An 18,536-nucleotide genomic window follows, 5' to 3' on the forward strand; every position below is an offset into this window, starting at 1 on the left:
TCTCCTGCCACAGCGATGTGGACACCGCTTATGCTTTGCTAAATAGCACCATGGATTCGAGATGACTGGTATGGGGGAACATATCCAGCATCGCGACCCTTTCCAAATGGTAGCCCGCTGACAGCAATGTTTGACTGTCACGCGCCAGCGTTGTCGGGTTACAGGAAACATAGACCACACGTTCCGGCGCAAGTTTAACCACATGCGCCATTACGCCCGCGGCCCCAGCACGCGCTGGATCCAGTAACACCTTATTAAATCCCTGCGTAGCCCACGGCTGACGCGTTACATCTTCCTCCAGGTTGTGCTGGAAGAAGCGAACATTCCCAAGATTATTCTGCTCAGCATTATACGCTGCCTGCTGCACTAATGCTGCAACACCCTCCACACCTACAGCATTTTGTACGAATTTTCCTAGCGGCAAAGTGAAGTTTCCCATGCCACAGAACAAATCCAGCACACGATCCTCTGGCTGCAAATCCAGCCATTCGATGGCGGTGGCGACCATCTGCTGATTCACGCCATCGTTGACCTGAATAAAATTCTGCGGGCTAAAGGATAGCGGTAAATTCAACGAGTGATAAAAAGGTTCGCGCGCATTGAGCGCCTGCAAACTTTCACTGCCATCAGCCAGATAGAGCGACAGTTGCTGCTCATGCGAAAAGCGTTCCAGTTTTGCGCGGTCGCCTGCAGATAATGCATCAAGATGACGCAACACCATCAGCGGGCCATTATCGGCCAGCACCAATTCGACGTGGCCCAAACGTCTGACCGCCTGCAAATCGCTGAGACAGTGGTGCAATGGCTGGAGTAACGCCTCAAGTTCGGGCACCAAAACCGGGCATTGCTTCAGTTCAATCAGATCGTTGCTCGCCGCCTGACGAAACCCCATTTGCAGGCGCTGCTGTTTCGCCTGCCACTGCAGGCCTAAACGCGCCCGACGACGATAACCCCACGCGCTGCCGCTAATGATCTCATCAACCTTGACCGGCAGCGGCGCTTCTCGGCTTAACATGCGGCTTAATGCGCGCGCTTTGCTCTCTTGCTGCAAGGCCACCGCAGCATGTTGCTGCTGGCAACCGCCGCATACACCGAAATGGACACAGCGCGGTTTTTCCCGCTGTGGGCTGGGATTAAGAATCTTGTTCGCTTTGGCGCGCGCGTACTTACTTTTATCCTCAAACACCGTCACTTCAGCCTGTTCACCGGGCAGCGCGCCGCTGATAAACATCGTCTTGCCCTTATGGCGCGCAACACCTTGCCCAAAAGGATCGAGGTCTTCGATGGTGACGGTTATGCGCGCCTTGGTCGTCACACGCTGTTTTGCAGAGTAAAATTGCGCCATAGTATTGTGAAATCTCTACTTTAGTTGGGTGTGCAGCCGTTAACAGCGCTCGCACAGGGAAAAAATGTCAGGAGTCGCCAGGCCACAATTATGACCAAATATAGCCTGCGGGCGCGAATGATGATTTTGATACTGGCGCCAACGCTGATGATTGGCTTGCTGCTCAGTACCTTCTTCGTGGTTCACCGCTACAACGAATTACAGCATCAGGTGCATGACGCGGGGGCGAATATTATCGAACCCCTGGCCGTCTCCAGTGAATACAGTATGACGTGGCACAACCGCGATGCGATTCGCGAATTAGTGAGCCTGCTGCACCGCCGCCATTCCAATATTGTCCGTGCCATCACCATTTTCGACAATAACAATCACGTCTACGTCACCTCAAATAACAATCAAAATCTGGCGCTGCTGCAAAAAGAGGATATCTCAACGCTGGAAGATGGGGTCTCGGTTGAGCGCCAGGGCACGATTATGATTCTGCGCACGCCGATCATTTCCGAACGCTATTCAGTGGATGAGTTGCCGGGCGAAGACGCTAAACCGTCGGGGAATCCGCTGGGTTATGTGGCGATCGAGTTAGATCTGCAATCGGTGCGGCTGGAGCAGTACAAAGAGGTGTTTGTCGCCACGCTGCTGCTGCTGTTCTGCCTGTGCATCGCCATGCTGTTTGCTTATCGCCTGATGCGCGATGTCACCGGCCCGATTCGCAATATGGTTACCACCGTTGACCGCATTCGCCGCGGCCAGCTGGACAGTCGCGTGGATGGCTACATGCTGGGCGAACTGAGTATTCTTAAGAACGGTATCAATGCGATGGCGATGTCGCTTACTGCATATCACGAAGAGATGCAGCAGAACATCGATCAGGCCACTTACGATCTGCGCGAAACGCTGGAACAGCTGGAGATTCAGAACGTGGAGCTGGATCTGGCGAAGAAGCGCGCGCAGGAAGCGGCGCGTATCAAATCGGAATTTCTCGCCAACATGTCGCATGAGCTGCGTACGCCGCTCAATGGCGTGATCGGCTTTACCCGCCAGATGCTGAAAACCGGACTGAGCACCAACCAGCGCGACTACATGAGCACCATCGAGCGTTCGGCGAATAACCTGCTAAGCATCATTAACGACGTGCTCGATTTTTCGAAACTGGAAGCCGGCAAGCTGGTGCTGGAGTCTATCCCCTTCCCACTGCGCGCCACGCTGGATGAGACGCTGGTGCTGCTGGCACCGTCCGCCCATGACAAAGGACTGGAAATTACCGTCTGCCTGGAAAAACAGGTGCCGGACAATGTGATTGGCGATCCGCTGCGTCTGCAGCAGATCATGATCAACCTGATTGGCAACGCGATTAAATTCACCGAGCACGGACATATCGATTTACGCGTTGAGTTACGCAGCATCAGCGCCACGCGCGTCGAGCTGGAGATTCAGGTGCATGACACCGGCATTGGCATCGCCGAACAGCAACAGTCGCAGCTGTTCCAGGCGTTTCGCCAGGCCGATGCCAGTATCACACGGCGTCATGGCGGTACCGGTTTAGGGCTGGTCATCACGCAGAAACTGGTGAGCGAAATGGGCGGTGAAATTGCCTTCCACAGCCGTCCGAACCAGGGTTCGACTTTCTGGGTACACATTCATCTCGATCTCAATCCGAATGCGCCAGCCATTCCACGCATGCTGGACGATCTGCGCGCCACGCCGCTGGCTTATATCGAGCCGCACCCGGCGGTGGCGAAAGCGGTGCAGGAGATGCTAAGCATCACGCCGCTGCAAGTGCAGCATTTCTCCAGCCTGGATGAGATGCCCGACACGCACTTCCCGCTTCTGCTGATGGGATGGCCGGTAACTGAACCGCATCCCGCGACGCTGCCGGATGCGTTAATTAACCGTTTGCATGCGCGTGCCGATTCGGTACTGCTGGCGCTACCCAGTGAAATGATGCTGTTTGCCGACGAACTGCGGGCTCGCGGGATTGCCGGTTGTATCGCCAAGCCGATTTCGTTGACGCGCTTGCTGCCGATGCTGCTGGACTTACATGACTGGCAAAGCGATGCGCTGCCACGCGGGACACGCCAACCGCTGACGGTGATGGCGGTGGATGATAATCCTGCCAACCTGAAACTGATTGGCGCGTTGCTGGAGGAACAGGTGCAGCACATCATTCTGTGTGATAACGCCGAGCAGGCGATTCGCCAGGCGCGACTGCACAAGCTGGACGTGATTCTGATGGACATTCAGATGCCGGATATTGATGGCATCCGCGCCAGCGAAATCATCCGCGGCCTGCCGTTGCATGCCACCACGCCGATTGTTGCCGTTACCGCCCATGCGCTGGATGGCGAACGTGCGCAGCTCATCAACGCTGGCATGAACGACTATTTGGCAAAGCCGATTGACGAGGACAAATTGAGCCAGCTGCTGCAGCGTTACGCGCCAAACCGAGTCACGCCGCAGCCGCAACAGCCGGAAGTAGCGCCATCGCTGGACTGGACATTAGCGCTGCGTCAGGCCGCCAACAAACCTGATTTAGCCCGCGATCTGCTGCAAATGCTGCTCGATTTCCTGCCGGAAGTGGAAGCGCGCGTTGAGAGTGCGATAGCGAGTAATGATGTGATGGGATTGCGGGAGATTATCCACAAGCTGCACGGCAGCGCCAGCTACAGCGGCGTACCGCGCCTGAAGCAGTTGTGTCAGCAGTTGGAGAAGAGTTTGCATCAGGAAAGTGATATCGAAGCGCTGGAGCCGGAGTTGCTGGAGTTGAGCGATGAGATGGCAAACGTGGCGCGTGAGGCGCGGAAGTTATTGGCGTTGGGTTAATTGCGTGTGGTGATGGACCCGGTTGGCATAAATGCCGCCCTTACGACGGCATCTGTAGGGTCGCCATTCATGGCGACCGACTTATAACCCTTTGCCCGCTTTGATGGCCGCGGCCACATTGCGCGCTGTCAGGCGTACGTTCTGCGCTGCATTGGCCAGCGCCTCTTCCAGCGTGCAGATGCCAAACAGTACGCTAAACACCGCATCTAGCCCATGTTGATGCACCACGCCGACATCCGCGGTTAAACTTCCGGCAATGCCAATCACCGGCTTATTAAACTGCTTCGCGACTTTTGCCACGCCAATCGGTACCTTGCCGTTGATGCTTTGACTATCAATGCGCCCTTCGCCGGTAATCACCAGATCGGCATCTTTCACCTGTTCGGCCAGACCCAGGGCTTCAGTGACAATCTCAATACCGCTGCGTAATTCGGCCTGGCAAAACGCATGCAGCGCCGCGCCCATGCCGCCTGCCGCACCGCCGCCATCAATGTGTAAAACATCAATATCCAGATCGCGATGAATCAGGGTGGCGTAATGTTCCAGTGCTTTGTCCAATTGCTGCACCAACTCCGGCGTCGCACCTTTTTGCGGGCCGAATATCGCCGAAGCGCCCTTTTCACCGGTGAGTGGATTGCTGACATCGCAGGCCACCTCAAAGCGGCACTGCTTAATACGCGGATCCAGCTGTTCGATATCAATGCGCGCCAGCTGCGGCAATGCACCGCCGCCATAGGCAATTTCCTTGCCGTGCTCATCCAGCAGATGCGCGCCCAGCGCCTGCATCATGCCAGAACCGCCATCGTTGGTGGCGCTGCCGCCAATGCCGATGATGATGTGATCGACACCGCGATCAAGCGCATCTTTGAGCAGCTCGCCGGTGCCGAACGAGGTGGTAATCAGCGGATCGCGCTGTGCTGCAGGCACTAACTCCAGCCCGCTGGCCGCCGCCATTTCGATAAACGCGGTACGCTCATCGCCAGATAAACCGTAGAACGCCTCCACTGGCTTGCCGAGCGGTCCAGTAACCGTCAGCCTGACAATGTTTCCCTGCGTTGCCGCCACCATCGCTTCAACCGTGCCTTCACCACCGTCGGCAACCGGTATTTTCACGTAGTCAGCTTCAGGAAAAATCTCGCGGAAACCCGCTTCAATCGCCGAAGCCACTTCCAGGGCGGATAAACTCTCTTTATATGAATCCGGTGCGATGACAATTTTCATAGGCAATCCAGCGCGGTTGATGACGGACATCCGTCCTGCGAAGATAGCGAGCCGTCCGGCATCCGCAGATGCCGGACGATTGCACTACCGGGTGATCTCAACTTTCGCTAATTTTTCATAATAGCAGGCCAGTGCGCTATGGTCGGAAGTGCCCTGTCCGTCTACCTTCAGCGCTTGCATCATCTCCATTACGGCAGCGGTCAGCGGCAGATGCGCACCAATGTCGTGGGAGGTATCCAGCGCATTCGCCAGATCTTTAATATGCAGATCGATACGGAAGCCCGGCTTGAAGTTACGATCCAGCACCATCGGCGCTTTGGCATCCAGCACCGTGCTGCCCGCCAGACCGCCGCGAATCGCCTGATATACCAGCTCAGGATTCACACCCGCTTTGGTTGCCAGCGACAGCGCTTCCGACATCGCTGCGATGTTAAGCGCCACAATCACCTGATTGGCCAGCTTGGTAACGTTGCCCGCACCGATATCGCCGGTATGCACTACCGAACCCGCCATCGCTTTCATGATGTCGTAGCACTGGTCAAATACGGCTTTATCGCCACCCACCATCACCGATAGCGTACCTTCGATCGCTTTCGGCTCACCGCCGCTTACCGGTGCATCCAGCATTTTGATGCCTTTTGCCGCCAGCGCATCATGCACTTCACGGCTGGCCAACGGCGCGATGGAGCTCATGTCGATAACGATCAGGCCCGGCTTCGCCCCTTCGATGATGCCGTTGGCGCCGAGGCACACCTCTTTTACCTGCGGCGAATTCGGCACCATAGTGATCAACACATCTACCTGCTCGGCGACCTCTTTTGGCGTCTTCGCCACGGTAGCGCCCAGCTCCACCAGCTCTGCTTCGTTGCTGACATTATGGTCGCGTACCACCAGCGAATAACCGGCTTTCACCAGGTTTTTACTCATCGGTTTGCCCATGATGCCGAGGCCGATAAATCCAATTTTCATTGCCTTTCCTCTCAGTCAGTTATTTTTTAAATTTGTCACACAGCGCCTGCGTGGCGTTACGGAATACACCCAGATCGCTGCCTACCGCGACAAAGCTGGCACCCCACTCCAGATAGCGGCGCGCATCGGCTTCGACCGGGGCGAGAATGCCGCTGGGTTTCCCCGCTGCTTTAGCGCGTTCAAACACGTGTTTAATCACTTTCAATACTTCGGGATGCGCGGGCTGGCCGAGATAGCCGAGCGCTGCCGAGAGATCGCCTGGCCCAACAAAGATGCCATCGACACCCTCCACCGCGGCGATAGCATCAATGTTGTCCACCGCTTGTTGGGTTTCGATCTGCACCAGCACCGTAATGTTGTCGTTGATGGTGCTGTTGTAGTCCGGCAGCGTGCCGTACATGTTGCTGCGGTGTGAAACCGAGACACCGCGTATGCCAGCCGGCGGATAGCGGGTTGACGCGACCGCGCGAATCGCTTCTTCCTCGGTTTCCACGAACGGCACCAGGAAGTTGTAGAAGCCGATATCCAGCAGACGCTTAATGATGATCGGTTCATTGCACGGCGGACGCACCACCGGCGCGCTGTGACTGCCCTTCAGTGCCATCAGCTGCGGCACAAAAGTGGTGATGTCGTTCGGTGCGTGTTCGCCATCCAGTACCAGCCAGTCAAAGCCCGCCAGGCCCAGTACTTCGGTGGTAAGGGGGTTAGCTAGCGCACACCAGCTGCCAATCAGGGTTTCTCCTGCCAGCAGACGGCGACGAAAATTATTCGGCCAGGCATTGCTCATTGTCTTCACTCCTGTCGGTCACAGCAGGCTCCCGCGCGGGGAGCCGGAAAAGTTAGCGCACCAGGCACGGACGCTTGTTATCAAAGGTCCAGTTCGGTACGAGGAACTGCATGGCCTGCGCATCATCGCGCGCGCCCAGACCGTGTTTCTGATACAGCGCATTAGCCTGCATGACCTGATCCATATCCAGCTCAACGCCGAGACCCGGTTTTTGCGGCACCTGCACCATGCCGCCTTTTATCTGGAACGGCTCTTTGGTCAGGCGCTGATTGCCTTCCTGCCAAATCCAGTGCGTATCGATAGCGGTAATCGCGCCCGGCGCGGCGGCGGCGACGTGGGTAAACATCGCCAGTGATACATCGAAGTGGTTGTTAGAGTGCGACCCCCAAGTCAGGCCGAAGTCGTGGCACATTTGCGCCACGCGCACCGAACCCTGCATCGTCCAGAAGTGCGGATCGGCCAGCGGGATATCGACCGATTGCAGCGACAGCGTGTGGCCCATTTGACGCCAGTCGGTGGCGATCATATTGGTGGCGGTCGGCATGCCGGTGGCGCGACGAAACTCAGCCATCACTTCGCGACCGGAATAGCCCTGCTCAGCACCGCACGGATCTTCCGCATACGCCAGCACACCTTTCAGCTGCTTGCCGAGCAGAATCGCTTCGTTCAGCGACCAGGCGCCGTTAGGATCGAGCGTGATACGCGCCTGGGGGAAACGCTTCGCCAGCGCCGTCACCGCTTCGGCCTCTTCACCACCGCGCAGCACGCCGCCTTTCAGTTTGAAATCGTTAAAACCATATTTTTCATAAGCCGCTTCCGCCAGCCGCACCACCGTATCCGGCGTCAGCGCTTCTTCATGGCGCAGGCGATACCAATCGCATTTGTCATGTTCCTGACTCTGATACGGCAGCGACGTTTTCTTGCGGTCGCCGACGTAGAACAGGTAGCCGAGCATTTCTACGCGGTCGCGCTGCTGCCCATCGCCGAGCAGCGAGGCCACGTTAACCCCCAAATGCTGCCCCAGCAGATCAAGCAGCGCCGCTTCAATACCGGTCACCACATGAATGGTGGTGCGCAAGTCGAAGGTTTGGTTGCCGCGCCCGCTGGAATCGCGGTCGGCAAAGGTGCTGCGCACCAGATTGAGGATGTTTTTGTATTCGCCAACGGTTTTCTGCACCACCAGCGCCTCTGCATCCTCCAGCGTCTGGCGAATCTTTTCGCCGCCCGGAATTTCACCCACACCGGTATGACCGGCATTGTCTTTAATGATAACGATATTGCGGGTGAAGAACGGCGAATGCGCGCCACTCAGGTTGAGCAACATACTGTCGTAACCGGCCACCGGAATGACCTGCAGCGATATGATTTTCGGTGTCTGACTCATTTTCTGCTCCTTAGACTTAGCCGCGACCGAAGGCCGGACGCTTGCGGTCGAATGACCAATTGGGAACCAGATACTGCATAGCGGTGGCGTCATTACGCGCACCAACTGGCAGCGATTTGTACAATGCGTTGGCCTGATGCAAACGATCCCAATCCAGCTCAACGCCGAGGCCCGGCTTATCCGGCACGGCAATTTTGCCGTTGCGGATCTGCAGCGGCTCTTTGGTCAGGCGCTGATCGCCCTCCTGCCAAATCCAGTGCGTATCAATGGCGGTCGGTTTGCCCGGCGCCGCCGCGCCCACATGAGTGAACATCGCCAGCGAAATGTCGAAGTGGTTATTCGAGTGACAACCCCAGGTTAATCCCCAATCGTCACACAGTTGCGCTACCCGTACCGCGCCGCTCAGCGTCCAGAAGTGCGGATCGGCCAGCGGAATATCGACGGAGTTGAGCATCACCGCGTGGTTCATTTCGCGCCAGTTGGTGGCAATCATATTGGTGGCGACCGGCAATCCGGTGGCGCGGCGGAATTCGGCCATTACTTCGCGTCCGGAATAGCCCTGTTCGGCACCGCACGGATCTTCGGCGTAGGTCAGCACATCACCCATGCCCTTACATAAGCGAATGGCTTCGTCGAGCGTCCAGGCGCCGTTGGGATCGACGGTAATGCGTGCATCGGGGAAACGTTTTTTCAGTGCCGCCGCCGACTCAATCTCCTGCTCGCCCGGTAGCACGCCGCCTTTGAGTTTGAAATCTTTGAAGCCGTATTTGTCCTGTGCCGCTTCCGCCAGACGCACCACGGATTCCGGTGTTAGCGCTTCCTGATGGCGCAAGTGGTACCAATCGTGGCTGGCCCCTTCGCCGGTCAAATACGGCAAATCGGTTTTACGGCGATCGCCGAGATAGAACAGATAACCAAGTACCGTCACTTCATCACGCTGCTGACCTGGACCGAGCAGTTCCGCCACCGGCACGCCGAGGCATTGGCCGAGCAGATCGAGCAGTGCCGCTTCCAGCGCGGCGACCGCGTTGACGCGCAGTTCGAAGGTCCACGCGCCTTTGCCGAACGTATCGAAATCCGCCGACTGGTTGCCTTTATGCACCTGCTGCACCAGACGATTCATACGAGCAATCTGCTGGCCTTTAACCTGCGGAATCGCCTCAATCAGCGTTTGGTAGATGGTTTCACCGCCTGGTGCTTCACCGACGCCGGTATGTCCCGCGCTGTCAGTGAGCACCACGATATTGCGGGTGAAGCAGGCGCTGTGCGCGCCCCCGATGTTGAGCAGCATGCTGTCGTAACCGGCAACCGGAATCACCTGCATTTCGGTGATCACCGGCGTGCTTTGCGTAGTCATATTCCGTCCTTATGGCCTGGTTTTCAGCTCGACGCGCTTGATATCGCCCGCAATCACCAGGAAGCTAAATGCGGCGACAAAGGCATGGATACCGACATAAATCAGCGCGCCTTCGAAGGATCCGCTGGTGGCGATGATGTAACCGATAGCAATTGGCGTGACGATGCCGGAGAAGTTACCGAACATGTTGAACAGACCCCCGCTCAGGCCGCTGATCTCTTTCGGTGCGGTATCCGCCATCACCGCCCAACCCAGCGCACCAATGCCTTTCCCAAAGAACGCCAGGGCCATGAAGAACACCACTACCCATTCAGTGTCGGTGTAGTTACACATCACCATCGAAATGGAAAGCAGCATGCCGAGCACAATCGGCGTTTTACGCGCGATATTCAGCGAGCCGGTTTTACGCATCAGGTAATCGGAAATCACACCGCCCAATACGCCACCGAGGAAGCCGCACACCGCCGGGATCGAAGCGATAAAGCCGGCTTTCAGAATCGACATGCCGCGCGCCTGCACCAGATACACCGGGAACCAGGTAATAAAGAAGTAAGTTAAAGCGTTGACGCAATACTGGCCGAGATAGATGCCCAGCATCATGCGTGAGGAGAGCAGCTGTTTAATTTGAAACCACTTCTCGCTCCAGCTGACTTTGCGGTCATCCTTTTTGGCGTCCATGTTGATCAGCGCACCGCCCTGCTCCATGTACTCCAGCTCGGCTTTATTAACGCCCGGATGATCGGTGGGATCGTGGATCACTTTCAGCCAGATGAAGCTGAGGATGATGCCCAATCCGCCCATGAACCAGAACACGTGAGCCCAGCCCACTTCTGATACCAGCCAACCCATGATGGGCGCGAAAATCACCGTGGCGAAGTATTGCGCCGAGTTGAAGATCGCTACGGCGGTGCCGCGCTCCTGCGCCGGGAACCAGGCCGCAACAATACGGCTGTTGCCGGGGAAGGATGGCGCCTCAGCTAAACCCACCAGGAATCGCAACATAAACAATGAAACGATGATGCCGAAGCCGCTGAATACATCGACGAAGCCTTGCAGCAAGGTAAACAGCGACCAGGTGAAGATGCTCCAGAAGTAGACGCGTTTTGAGCCGAAGCGGTCGAGCAGCCAGCCGCCCGGAATCTGACCAATCACATAAGCCCACGAGAAGGCGGAGAAGATGTAGCCCAGTCCGACTGTATCGAGACCGATATCTTTGGACATTGCCGAACCGGCAATCGAAATGGTTGCGCGGTCACCGTAGTTGAACGAGGTGACGATAAATAACATCACCACAATCCAGTAACGGGCATTGGTGCGCTTTTGCACCGCTTCCGCTGTCTGGCTGAAACTATTCATGATGCACTCCTGAAATATAGCGTGAGCTACATCCGCTCTGACTGCATACACATCGCGTTGGGTATCAGAGAGAAGTTGGGTTAAACACGGCGATTTTTATATTTGGCAAAACGATGATGCGTCGTGACGAATAACCTAACGTTGAAGAACGAGAATCAGTATAGGAACAGCCTGGCGGCGAAACATTGGAAGAAAGCATGAGGATTAAGGATGAATAAGAATGATTTTATGGCATCTGCACATAACGCTGCGGCGTGGCTCACGGAACGCTTTTTTTCACCCTGATTTTGCCTGGTAAACGTACAGGCCGACCACAGTTTGTGAGTCCCTTCACTTGCGTTTGGATAAACGAACCAAATTCCGCGGATAAATCCCCTTAAAGCCAGTCAGTTGCACAATGCGTTACGCAAATACCCCTGCATATACTGAGGCTGGCAAAAAACGATGACGTGATGAACACATTTAAACCGCGCTGCTAAGTACAGTGCGACGAACTGGAAGGTGAGCAATGAACCGTCCTCTGACAGAAAAACCGCTCTATATCAAAGTACACGATGCCGATAACGTGGCAATCGTGGTCAACAATCAGGGATTGCCGTCAGGCACCCGTTTCGACGACGGACTGCAACTGACTGAGCATGTGCCGCAGGGGCATAAAGTCGCGCTGAGCGACATCCCGCAAGATGGCGCCATCCTGCGCTACGGCGAGGTGATTGGCTACGCGCTGCGTCCGATCGCCCAAGGTAGCTGGATTGAAGAATCACTGGTGGCGCTGCCCGAAGCACCACCGCTCACTAGTTTGCCACTGGCGAACAATGTGCCGCCCGCCTTGCCGCCGCTGGAAGGTTACACTTTCGAAGGCTATCGCAACGCCGATGGCAGCGTCGGAACGCGCAATCTTCTCGGTATCACCACCAGCGTTCACTGCGTGGCGGGTGTAGTGGATTACGTGGTGCAGATAATCGAACGTGATTTATTGCCGCGTTATCCCAATGTCGACGGCGTGGTGGCGCTGAATCACCTTTATGGCTGCGGCGTGGCAATCAATGCGCCCGCTGCTGTGGTGCCGATTCGCACCATTCACAACCTGGCTTTGAATCCCAATTTCGGTGGCGAAGTGATGATCGTCAGCCTCGGCTGCGAGAAATTACAGCCGGAACGTCTGCTGACCGGCACACCGGATGTGCAGGCCATTTCACTGGATGACAACGACATTGTGCGTTTGCAGGATGAGCGGCTGGTGGGCTTTGGTGCGATGGTGGATGAAATCCTGCAGGTCGCCGAGCGCCATCTGAAAAAGCTCAATCAACGCCAGCGCGAAACCTGTCCAGCATCAGAGCTGGTGATCGGCACGCAGTGTGGCGGCAGCGATGCCTTCTCGGGCGTAACGGCGAATCCCGCCGTGGGATTTGCTTCTGATTTGCTGGTGCGCTGTGGTGCAACGGTGATGTTCTCGGAAGTGACCGAAGTGCGTGATGCCATTCATCTGCTAACGCCACGCGTGGTAGATGAAGCCGTTGGTCAACGGCTGCTGGAAGAGATGGCGTGGTATGACGATTATCTCAGCCAGGGGCAAACCGATCGCAGCGCCAATCCCTCACCGGGCAACAAAAAAGGTGGGCTGGCGAATGTGGTGGAGAAAGCGCTGGGCTCGATTGCTAAATCAGGTCGCAGCCCGATTGTTGAAGTGTTATCGCCAGGACAGCGCCCAACCAAACGCGGGCTAATTTATGCGGCCACGCCAGCCAGCGATTTCGTCTGTGGCACGCAGCAGATGGCATCGGGCATTACCTTGCAGGTGTTCACCACCGGACGCGGCACGCCTTACGGGTTGGCGGCTATCCCAGTGATTAAAATGGCGACGCGCAATGCGCTGGCTGAGCGCTGGCATGATTTGATGGATATTAATGCCGGAACCATTGCAACCGGTGAAGAGAGTATTGAGCAGGTCGGCTGGCGACTGTTTGAGTTGATTCTGGATATAGCCAGCGGACGCAAGCAAACGTGGTCGGATCGCTGGGGGATTCGCAATCAGCTGGCGGTATTTAATCCCGCGCCGGTAACGTAATGGCTAATCTGGCAGGTTAATGTAGGGTCGCCATTCATGGCGACCTTATTCATTACAGCAACTTACCCCAGCTCTCCACCCACGGCGATGTCACCGATTCTGGTTCAGGATGTTCCGTCGCATCCACCAGTAACACCTCTCCAACACGCTTTGCACTTTGATCCTGCAAGGTGACATCGAAGGTTTTACCTGCACCACAGAAATTGTCATAGCTGCTGTCACCCAAGCCAATCACACCGTAACGTAATTCTGGCTGATAACCCAGCTCATCACGCACCGCGACATACAGGCGGGCAATGTTATCCGGGAAGTCGCCCTGTCCGGTGGTTGAGGTGACAATCAGCACGACATCTTTGCTGTATGCCTGCCAATCTGCCATCGACGGATCTTCGAACACCTGCACGTCATGGCCCTGCTCTTCCAGCACCGTCTGTGCTTCTTCAGCCACCAGCAGTGCATTGCCGTAAACCGTACCTGTAAAAATGCCAATCTTTGCCATCTTGCCGCTCCTTTATTCTGTCGGCTTATCCTGGACTGCATCAAGGGCAAACTCAACCCTGGGAACATCAGGGATCTGATCCTGCCAGCCGAACTGCTCAAGCATCTGCTGCCAGACGCGATCCAACCCGGCACGAATCACTAAGGGCTCGCCGGTGACAGGATGGGTAAAGCGGAGTGCGCTGGCGTGTAACATCAGGCGATTAAGGCCAAAGTGTGCCGCCGCACCACGATTCTGGCGCAGATCGCCGTGTGCGCTGTCACCAATAATCGGATGACGCAGATGCACCATGTGACGACGCAGCTGATGTTTACGGCCAGTGTGCGGCGCCATCTCAACCAACGTATAGCGCGCGGTGTTATAACGGCTGATGGCGACCGGCATTTCTACATGTGCAAGAGCCTGATAATCCGTTACCGCCGGTTGTGCCACGGGTTCTTGCGTGGCGAATTTGTCAGCAATCTTATCCAGTTCTTCCACCAGCGGATAATCCAGCGTCGCGTCGCCTTCAAGCCAGCCGCGCAACACCGCATGATAGGTTTTCTGCATCTGATGCTGTTCAAACTGCTGCGCCAGCAAATGGGCGACTTCGCTCGATAATCCCATCAGCAATACGCCCGAGGTGGGGCGATCAAGGCGATGCACGGTGAAAACGTGCTGACCAATCTGATCGCGTACCGTTTGCATCACCACCACTTTTTCATTGCGATCGAGCCAACTGCGATGCACCAGCCAACCGGCCGGTTTATTTACGGCGACCAGCCATTCATCTTGATAGAGGATTTCGAGCATCAGGCGGAAGGTTCCTGGAACAGCGCATCAAAGTGGTTGATTGTCAGCAATAACGCCGCATAACCCGACGTGTCGGCTGGTAATGCCACTTCATAATAAGGTGCGATAGCGAAATTTTGTGGTAACGGCGCACCGCTCTCAAGCAGCGCATAAAAACGCGGCATCAACACCCATTGCAGCCATTGCAGTGGCTCCATGGTATCGAGACAGAAAGGTTCGGTACTGGCGAAGGCGTTCGCCTCAGGCGATTGCGTCTGCCAGTGGCCGTGTTCGCGCATTACTGCTTCGACCTGCTGCAGGCGTTGAATAATCATTTGCGATGACATACGCCACCTCCAGAGAAAAATTGGGCGGCAAGCATATCATCAGTCACGCCCTGCGCAAAAAAGGCATAAAAAAAGGGAGCACTGTGATTACAGTGCTCCCGGTTTTCGTTTGCAGCATTCCAGCTACTGCTGTGCTCCCTGCTCATCCATGACAACTTTTCCTGCGCTTTCCATCGCTTGTCATCATGACATTGGTCCCTGGCATCCTGGCCCGCCACATTCCGCGTGGCTCTCATTCTCCGTCCTGGAGGTGTCCCTTACTCAATCCTGAGTGTCCTGCTTCATCCTGAAGCCTTCCTTGTGCCGTAAACTCCGTTACGTTCCCGCCTCATGGCTGACATTCTCCTGAACGTCTCTTAATCCCCAGCATCCTGCCAGTGGTGACTATTCTCCCAGAAACCATCGCAATAACAACCCAGTAAGACGCGTTAATAGATTGAGTCCTGTTTTGATTTTCAGATAGATGCCATAAGTTCATGATTCACAATATTTTTACATTTAGGGCTTCCATTACTCTGCGGCATGATCTAGCGATCTCTCACACATCACGTGAGAGATCTCTCACAAGGCACGCCCTTAAAATCTGCAAATCAATCACTAACTGGCTGTAATGCATTAAGAAATGTCTCAACAGAATTCGCCAGTATTTCACGCCTTTTAGTACCAGGCTCTTCCAGAATGACCTCACCCGTAAGATTGCACAGCGCTATCACATCATTATCTGAGTCAGTGGTGGCAATAAATAACGTTGGCGCTTGTCTTAAGCGGCGCTTCATTACCAGATGACCAATCAGGTTTTCCTGCAAGCGGGTGAAATCCGCTTCGCTCCACACCTGCAGTAATGTAATCGCCCGCTGCTCAAACCTTGCTGTCATATCGCCAGCAAATTGCGTGGTGTAAAACGCACTAATTTCTGGTTGTAGCTGGAGCTCCAGCGCGCGCTCCACCGCTTCAAGCGTGGCAGGCAGCGTAAAAGATTGCGGCTGCCATAATACGCGGTCATCCAGCGTACTAACAATGCAGTCGGAAGGGACGCCAATCAGTTCGGCGCTGGCGGGCAAATGCCCGGTTTGTTGCTGCCAATGTTCAACGTAGCGGGCGGTAAATTCACGCAGAGCATCTACGGTTTGCTGCATCATTCATATTCTCGCAGGTGTTAGGTTACACTTAACCACTTTGATGAAATTTAGTGGTAACTGTATGTCTTCTGAAAACCGGGATCAGGCACTAAGCGGCCTGACCTTAGGTAAGCCCACGGCTTATGTAGATCGCTACGATAACACGCTGCTGCAATCGGTGCCGCGCAGCCTTAATCGTGAACCGCTTGGGCTGTATCCGGATAATCTGCCGTTTAGCGGCGCGGATATCTGGACGCTATACGAACTCTCCTGGCTCAACAGCAAAGGCGTTCCACAGGTGGCGGTGGGCGAAGTTGTGCTACGCGCCGACAGCCAAAACCTGATCGAGTCGAAGAGTTTCAAGCTCTATCTTAACAGTTTTAATCAGACAGTTTTCGCCGACTGGGGTGAAGTGCGCCAGACGCTGGAGCGCGATCTCAGCGCCTGCGCAAACGGCGAGGTCAGCGTGGCGCTGTTCCGTCTCAGCGAAGTGGAAGGCCAGCCAATTGGTCACTTTAATGGCGAAGTGATTGATGAGCAGGATATTGAGATTCACGATTACGGATTCAATGCGGATTATCTGGCGCAGGCTGCAGGCCGCGAGATTGTTGAAGAAACCCTGGTTAGCCATTTGCTGAAATCCAACTGCTTAATCACCAATCAGCCTGACTGGGGCTCGGTGATGATTCGTTATAAAGGCCCGCGGATTGATCGCGAAGCGCTGCTGCGTTATCTCATCTCATTCCGTCAGCATAATGAGTTTCACGAGCAGTGTGTTGAGCGCATTTTTAATGACGTTCAGCGCTTTTGTCAGCCAGAAGCATTGACCGTCTATGCACGCTATACGCGTCGCGGCGGCCTGGATATCAATCCGTGGCGCAGTAACGTGCCCTTCTCTCCGGGATTTTCCCGCCTGGTTCGCCAGTAACAGATTGCGAGACGCCTCGCAGGCCGCTACACGGATGCGCGGTTCCTCTTGAGCATTCACGGGGGACAACGTTACTCTGTTGAAGGCGCGATTGAAAAGCATGCGCGACCAGGGATTTTCGTCGCTGCGTTAATAAGTTAAGCGCAGCGTCATCAGCCACGCATTTGCGTCTAAAGGAGTTCTCTTGATTACACATATCAGCCCGCTTGGCTCGATGGATCTGCTATCCCAGCTTGAAGTTGACATGCTGAAGCGCACTGCCAGCAGCGACCTTTATCAGCTGTTTCGTAACTGTTCTCTTGCGGTACTCAATTCGGGTAGCCAGACCGACAGCAGTCAGGAATTGCTCTCGCGCTTCGAAAACTTCGATATCAATGTGTTGCGTCGTGAGCGCGGTGTAAAACTGGAGCTTATCAACCCGCCGGAAGAAGCGTTTGTTGATGGCCGTATTATTCGTTCGCTGCAGGCCAACCTGTTTGCGGTACTGCGCGATATTCTGTTTGTGAATGGTCATCTCTCCGCGATCGAACGTTTCCAGCCTGAAGATACCGAAGACTCCGCGCACATCACTAACCAGGTGTTTTCGATTCTGCGTAACGCCCGCGCGCTGCATATCGGCGAATACCCGAATACCGTGGTTTGTTGGGGCGGTCACTCAATCAATGCGGTGGAGTATCAATATTGCCGCAACGTGGGTACGCAGATGGGCTTACGTGAACTCAACATCTGTACCGGCTGCGGGCCTGGCGTCATGGAAGCACCAATGAAAGGCGCGGCCGTCGGTCATGCGCAACAGCGCTATCACGACAGCCGCTTTATCGGCTTAACCGAACCGTCAATCATTGCTGCTGAGCCACCGAATCCGTTGGTCAATGAGCTGATCATCATGCCGGATATTGAAAAACGCCTCGAAGCTTTTGTGCGTATGGCTCACGGTATTGTGATCTTCCCTGGCGGCGTCGGCACGGCAGAAGAGTTCTTGTATTTGCTGGGTATTCTGATGAATCCGCACAACAGCGAGCAGGTGTTGCCACTGATTCTGACCGGCCCTAAAGAGAGCGCCGATTACTTCCGCGTGCTGGATGATTTTATTGTTAACACGCTGGGCGAAGCAGCACGTAAGCACTACAAAATCATCATTGATGACGCCGCTGAAGTCGCGCGTCTGATGAAAAAAGCCATGCCACAGGTGAAGGAATATCGTCGCGAAACCGGCGATGCGTATAGCTTCAACTGGTCGATTCGTATTGCACCGGAATTACAGGTTCCCTTCCTGCCCACGCACGAGAATATGGCTAACCTGAAGTTGTTCCCGGATCAACCTGCCGAGCTGTTGGCAGCCGATCTGCGCCGCGCCTTCTCCGGGATTGTCGCCGGAAACGTTAAAGAGATAGGGATCCGTGAAATCCGCGAGAAAGGCCCTTACAAGCTGCATGGCGATGCCAATCTCATGCATCGCATGGATGAGCTTTTACAGGGCTTTGTCGCGCAGCAGCGCATGAAGCTGCCGGGCAGCGCTTACACGCCTTGCTACGAAATCATCAAATAACCCATCAGGAAGGCAGC

Annotated in this window: 15 protein-coding genes; 4 read left to right on the forward strand and 11 right to left on the reverse strand. The window is 55.3% G+C overall.

The genetic code is table 11. The annotated features are described in order from the left end of the window. Window positions 1-28 precede the first annotated feature (28 nt). A complete protein-coding gene (gene rlmD, locus ACRQ84_RS10815; protein WP_483816032.1) occupies window positions 29-1,345 on the reverse strand; it encodes a 23S rRNA (uracil(1939)-C(5))-methyltransferase RlmD in 1,317 nt (438 codons plus the stop codon). 90 nt (window positions 1,346-1,435) lie between these two features. Between rlmD and barA the strand changes: the two genes are divergently transcribed. Beyond that, complete coding sequence (barA, locus tag ACRQ84_RS10820) at window positions 1,436-4,165, forward strand: two-component sensor histidine kinase BarA (RefSeq protein ID WP_483816033.1); 2,730 nt, start codon at window positions 1,436-1,438, stop codon at window positions 4,163-4,165. A gap of 81 nt (window positions 4,166-4,246) precedes the next feature. On the opposite strand, the gene ACRQ84_RS10825 is transcribed toward barA, so the two are convergent. The 6 genes from ACRQ84_RS10825 to ACRQ84_RS10850 form a co-directional block, all read right to left on the reverse strand. Then, a complete protein-coding gene (locus ACRQ84_RS10825) occupies window positions 4,247-5,386 on the reverse strand; it encodes a glycerate kinase (protein ID WP_483816034.1) in 1,140 nt (379 codons plus the stop codon). Between the two features lie 84 nt (window positions 5,387-5,470). Then, window positions 5,471-6,355 carry a 2-hydroxy-3-oxopropionate reductase gene (gene garR, locus ACRQ84_RS10830; protein ID WP_483816035.1) on the reverse strand — a complete coding sequence of 295 codons (885 nt, stop codon included), beginning with the start codon at window positions 6,353-6,355 and terminating at the stop codon, window positions 5,471-5,473. A gap of 19 nt (window positions 6,356-6,374) precedes the next feature. Beyond that, window positions 6,375-7,142: a 2-dehydro-3-deoxyglucarate aldolase gene (garL, locus tag ACRQ84_RS10835; RefSeq protein ID WP_064738031.1), complete on the reverse strand. Its 768-nt coding sequence runs from the start codon at window positions 7,140-7,142 to the stop codon at window positions 6,375-6,377. A gap of 52 nt (window positions 7,143-7,194) precedes the next feature. Next, window positions 7,195-8,526, reverse strand: coding sequence for a glucarate dehydratase (gene gudD / locus ACRQ84_RS10840; RefSeq protein WP_483816036.1), 1,332 nt, complete (start codon window positions 8,524-8,526; stop codon window positions 7,195-7,197). A gap of 16 nt (window positions 8,527-8,542) precedes the next feature. After that, window positions 8,543-9,883, reverse strand: a complete 1,341-nt coding sequence (locus ACRQ84_RS10845; protein ID WP_483816037.1) for an enolase C-terminal domain-like protein — start codon at window positions 9,881-9,883, stop codon at window positions 8,543-8,545. Window positions 9,884-9,892: 9 nt separating this feature from the next. Further along, window positions 9,893-11,239, reverse strand: coding sequence for an MFS transporter (locus ACRQ84_RS10850; protein WP_483816038.1), 1,347 nt, complete (start codon window positions 11,237-11,239; stop codon window positions 9,893-9,895). Between the two features lie 508 nt (window positions 11,240-11,747). Between ACRQ84_RS10850 and garD the strand changes: the two genes are divergently transcribed. Next, window positions 11,748-13,307, forward strand: coding sequence for a galactarate dehydratase (garD, locus tag ACRQ84_RS10855; RefSeq protein WP_483816039.1), 1,560 nt, complete (start codon window positions 11,748-11,750; stop codon window positions 13,305-13,307). A gap of 52 nt (window positions 13,308-13,359) precedes the next feature. On the opposite strand, the gene ACRQ84_RS10860 is transcribed toward garD, so the two are convergent. The 4 genes from ACRQ84_RS10860 to syd all read right to left on the reverse strand — a co-directional run bounded on the left by ACRQ84_RS10860 (window position 13,360) and on the right by syd (window position 16,063). Continuing rightward, the gene (locus tag ACRQ84_RS10860) at window positions 13,360-13,806 is read right to left on the reverse strand and encodes a flavodoxin (protein WP_064738036.1); all 447 of its coding nucleotides are present in this window, start codon (window positions 13,804-13,806) and stop codon (window positions 13,360-13,362) included. Window positions 13,807-13,818: 12 nt separating this feature from the next. Beyond that, window positions 13,819-14,598 carry a tRNA pseudouridine(65) synthase TruC gene (gene truC / locus ACRQ84_RS10865; RefSeq protein WP_483816040.1) on the reverse strand — a complete coding sequence of 260 codons (780 nt, stop codon included), beginning with the start codon at window positions 14,596-14,598 and terminating at the stop codon, window positions 13,819-13,821. Beyond that, complete coding sequence (locus ACRQ84_RS10870; protein WP_483816041.1) at window positions 14,598-14,924, reverse strand: YqcC family protein; 327 nt, start codon at window positions 14,922-14,924, stop codon at window positions 14,598-14,600. Before ACRQ84_RS10870 ends, truC begins: the two co-directional genes overlap by 1 nt. A 590-nt stretch (window positions 14,925-15,514) precedes the next feature. Then, a complete protein-coding gene (gene syd / locus ACRQ84_RS10875; protein WP_483816042.1) occupies window positions 15,515-16,063 on the reverse strand; it encodes a SecY-interacting protein in 549 nt (182 codons plus the stop codon). A gap of 61 nt (window positions 16,064-16,124) precedes the next feature. Between syd and queF the strand changes: the two genes are divergently transcribed. Together queF and ppnN are read left to right on the forward strand one after the other, a co-directional pair. Beyond that, window positions 16,125-16,970 (forward strand): NADPH-dependent 7-cyano-7-deazaguanine reductase QueF, encoded by an 846-nt coding sequence (gene queF, locus ACRQ84_RS10880; RefSeq protein WP_064738041.1) that lies wholly within the window; start codon window positions 16,125-16,127, stop codon window positions 16,968-16,970. Window positions 16,971-17,154: 184 nt separating this feature from the next. Further along, entirely contained in the window at window positions 17,155-18,519 is a 1,365-nt protein-coding gene (ppnN, locus tag ACRQ84_RS10885) for a nucleotide 5'-monophosphate nucleosidase PpnN (RefSeq protein ID WP_064738042.1), read from the forward strand. The last annotated feature ends 17 nt before the right edge of the window (window positions 18,520-18,536 follow it).

Origin of the sequence: Pantoea sp. E2023-21 (assembly GCF_051302795.1) — a bacterium.
In the GTDB taxonomy this organism is placed as follows: Bacteria; Pseudomonadota; Gammaproteobacteria; order Enterobacterales; family Enterobacteriaceae; genus Pantoea; species Pantoea ludwigii_A.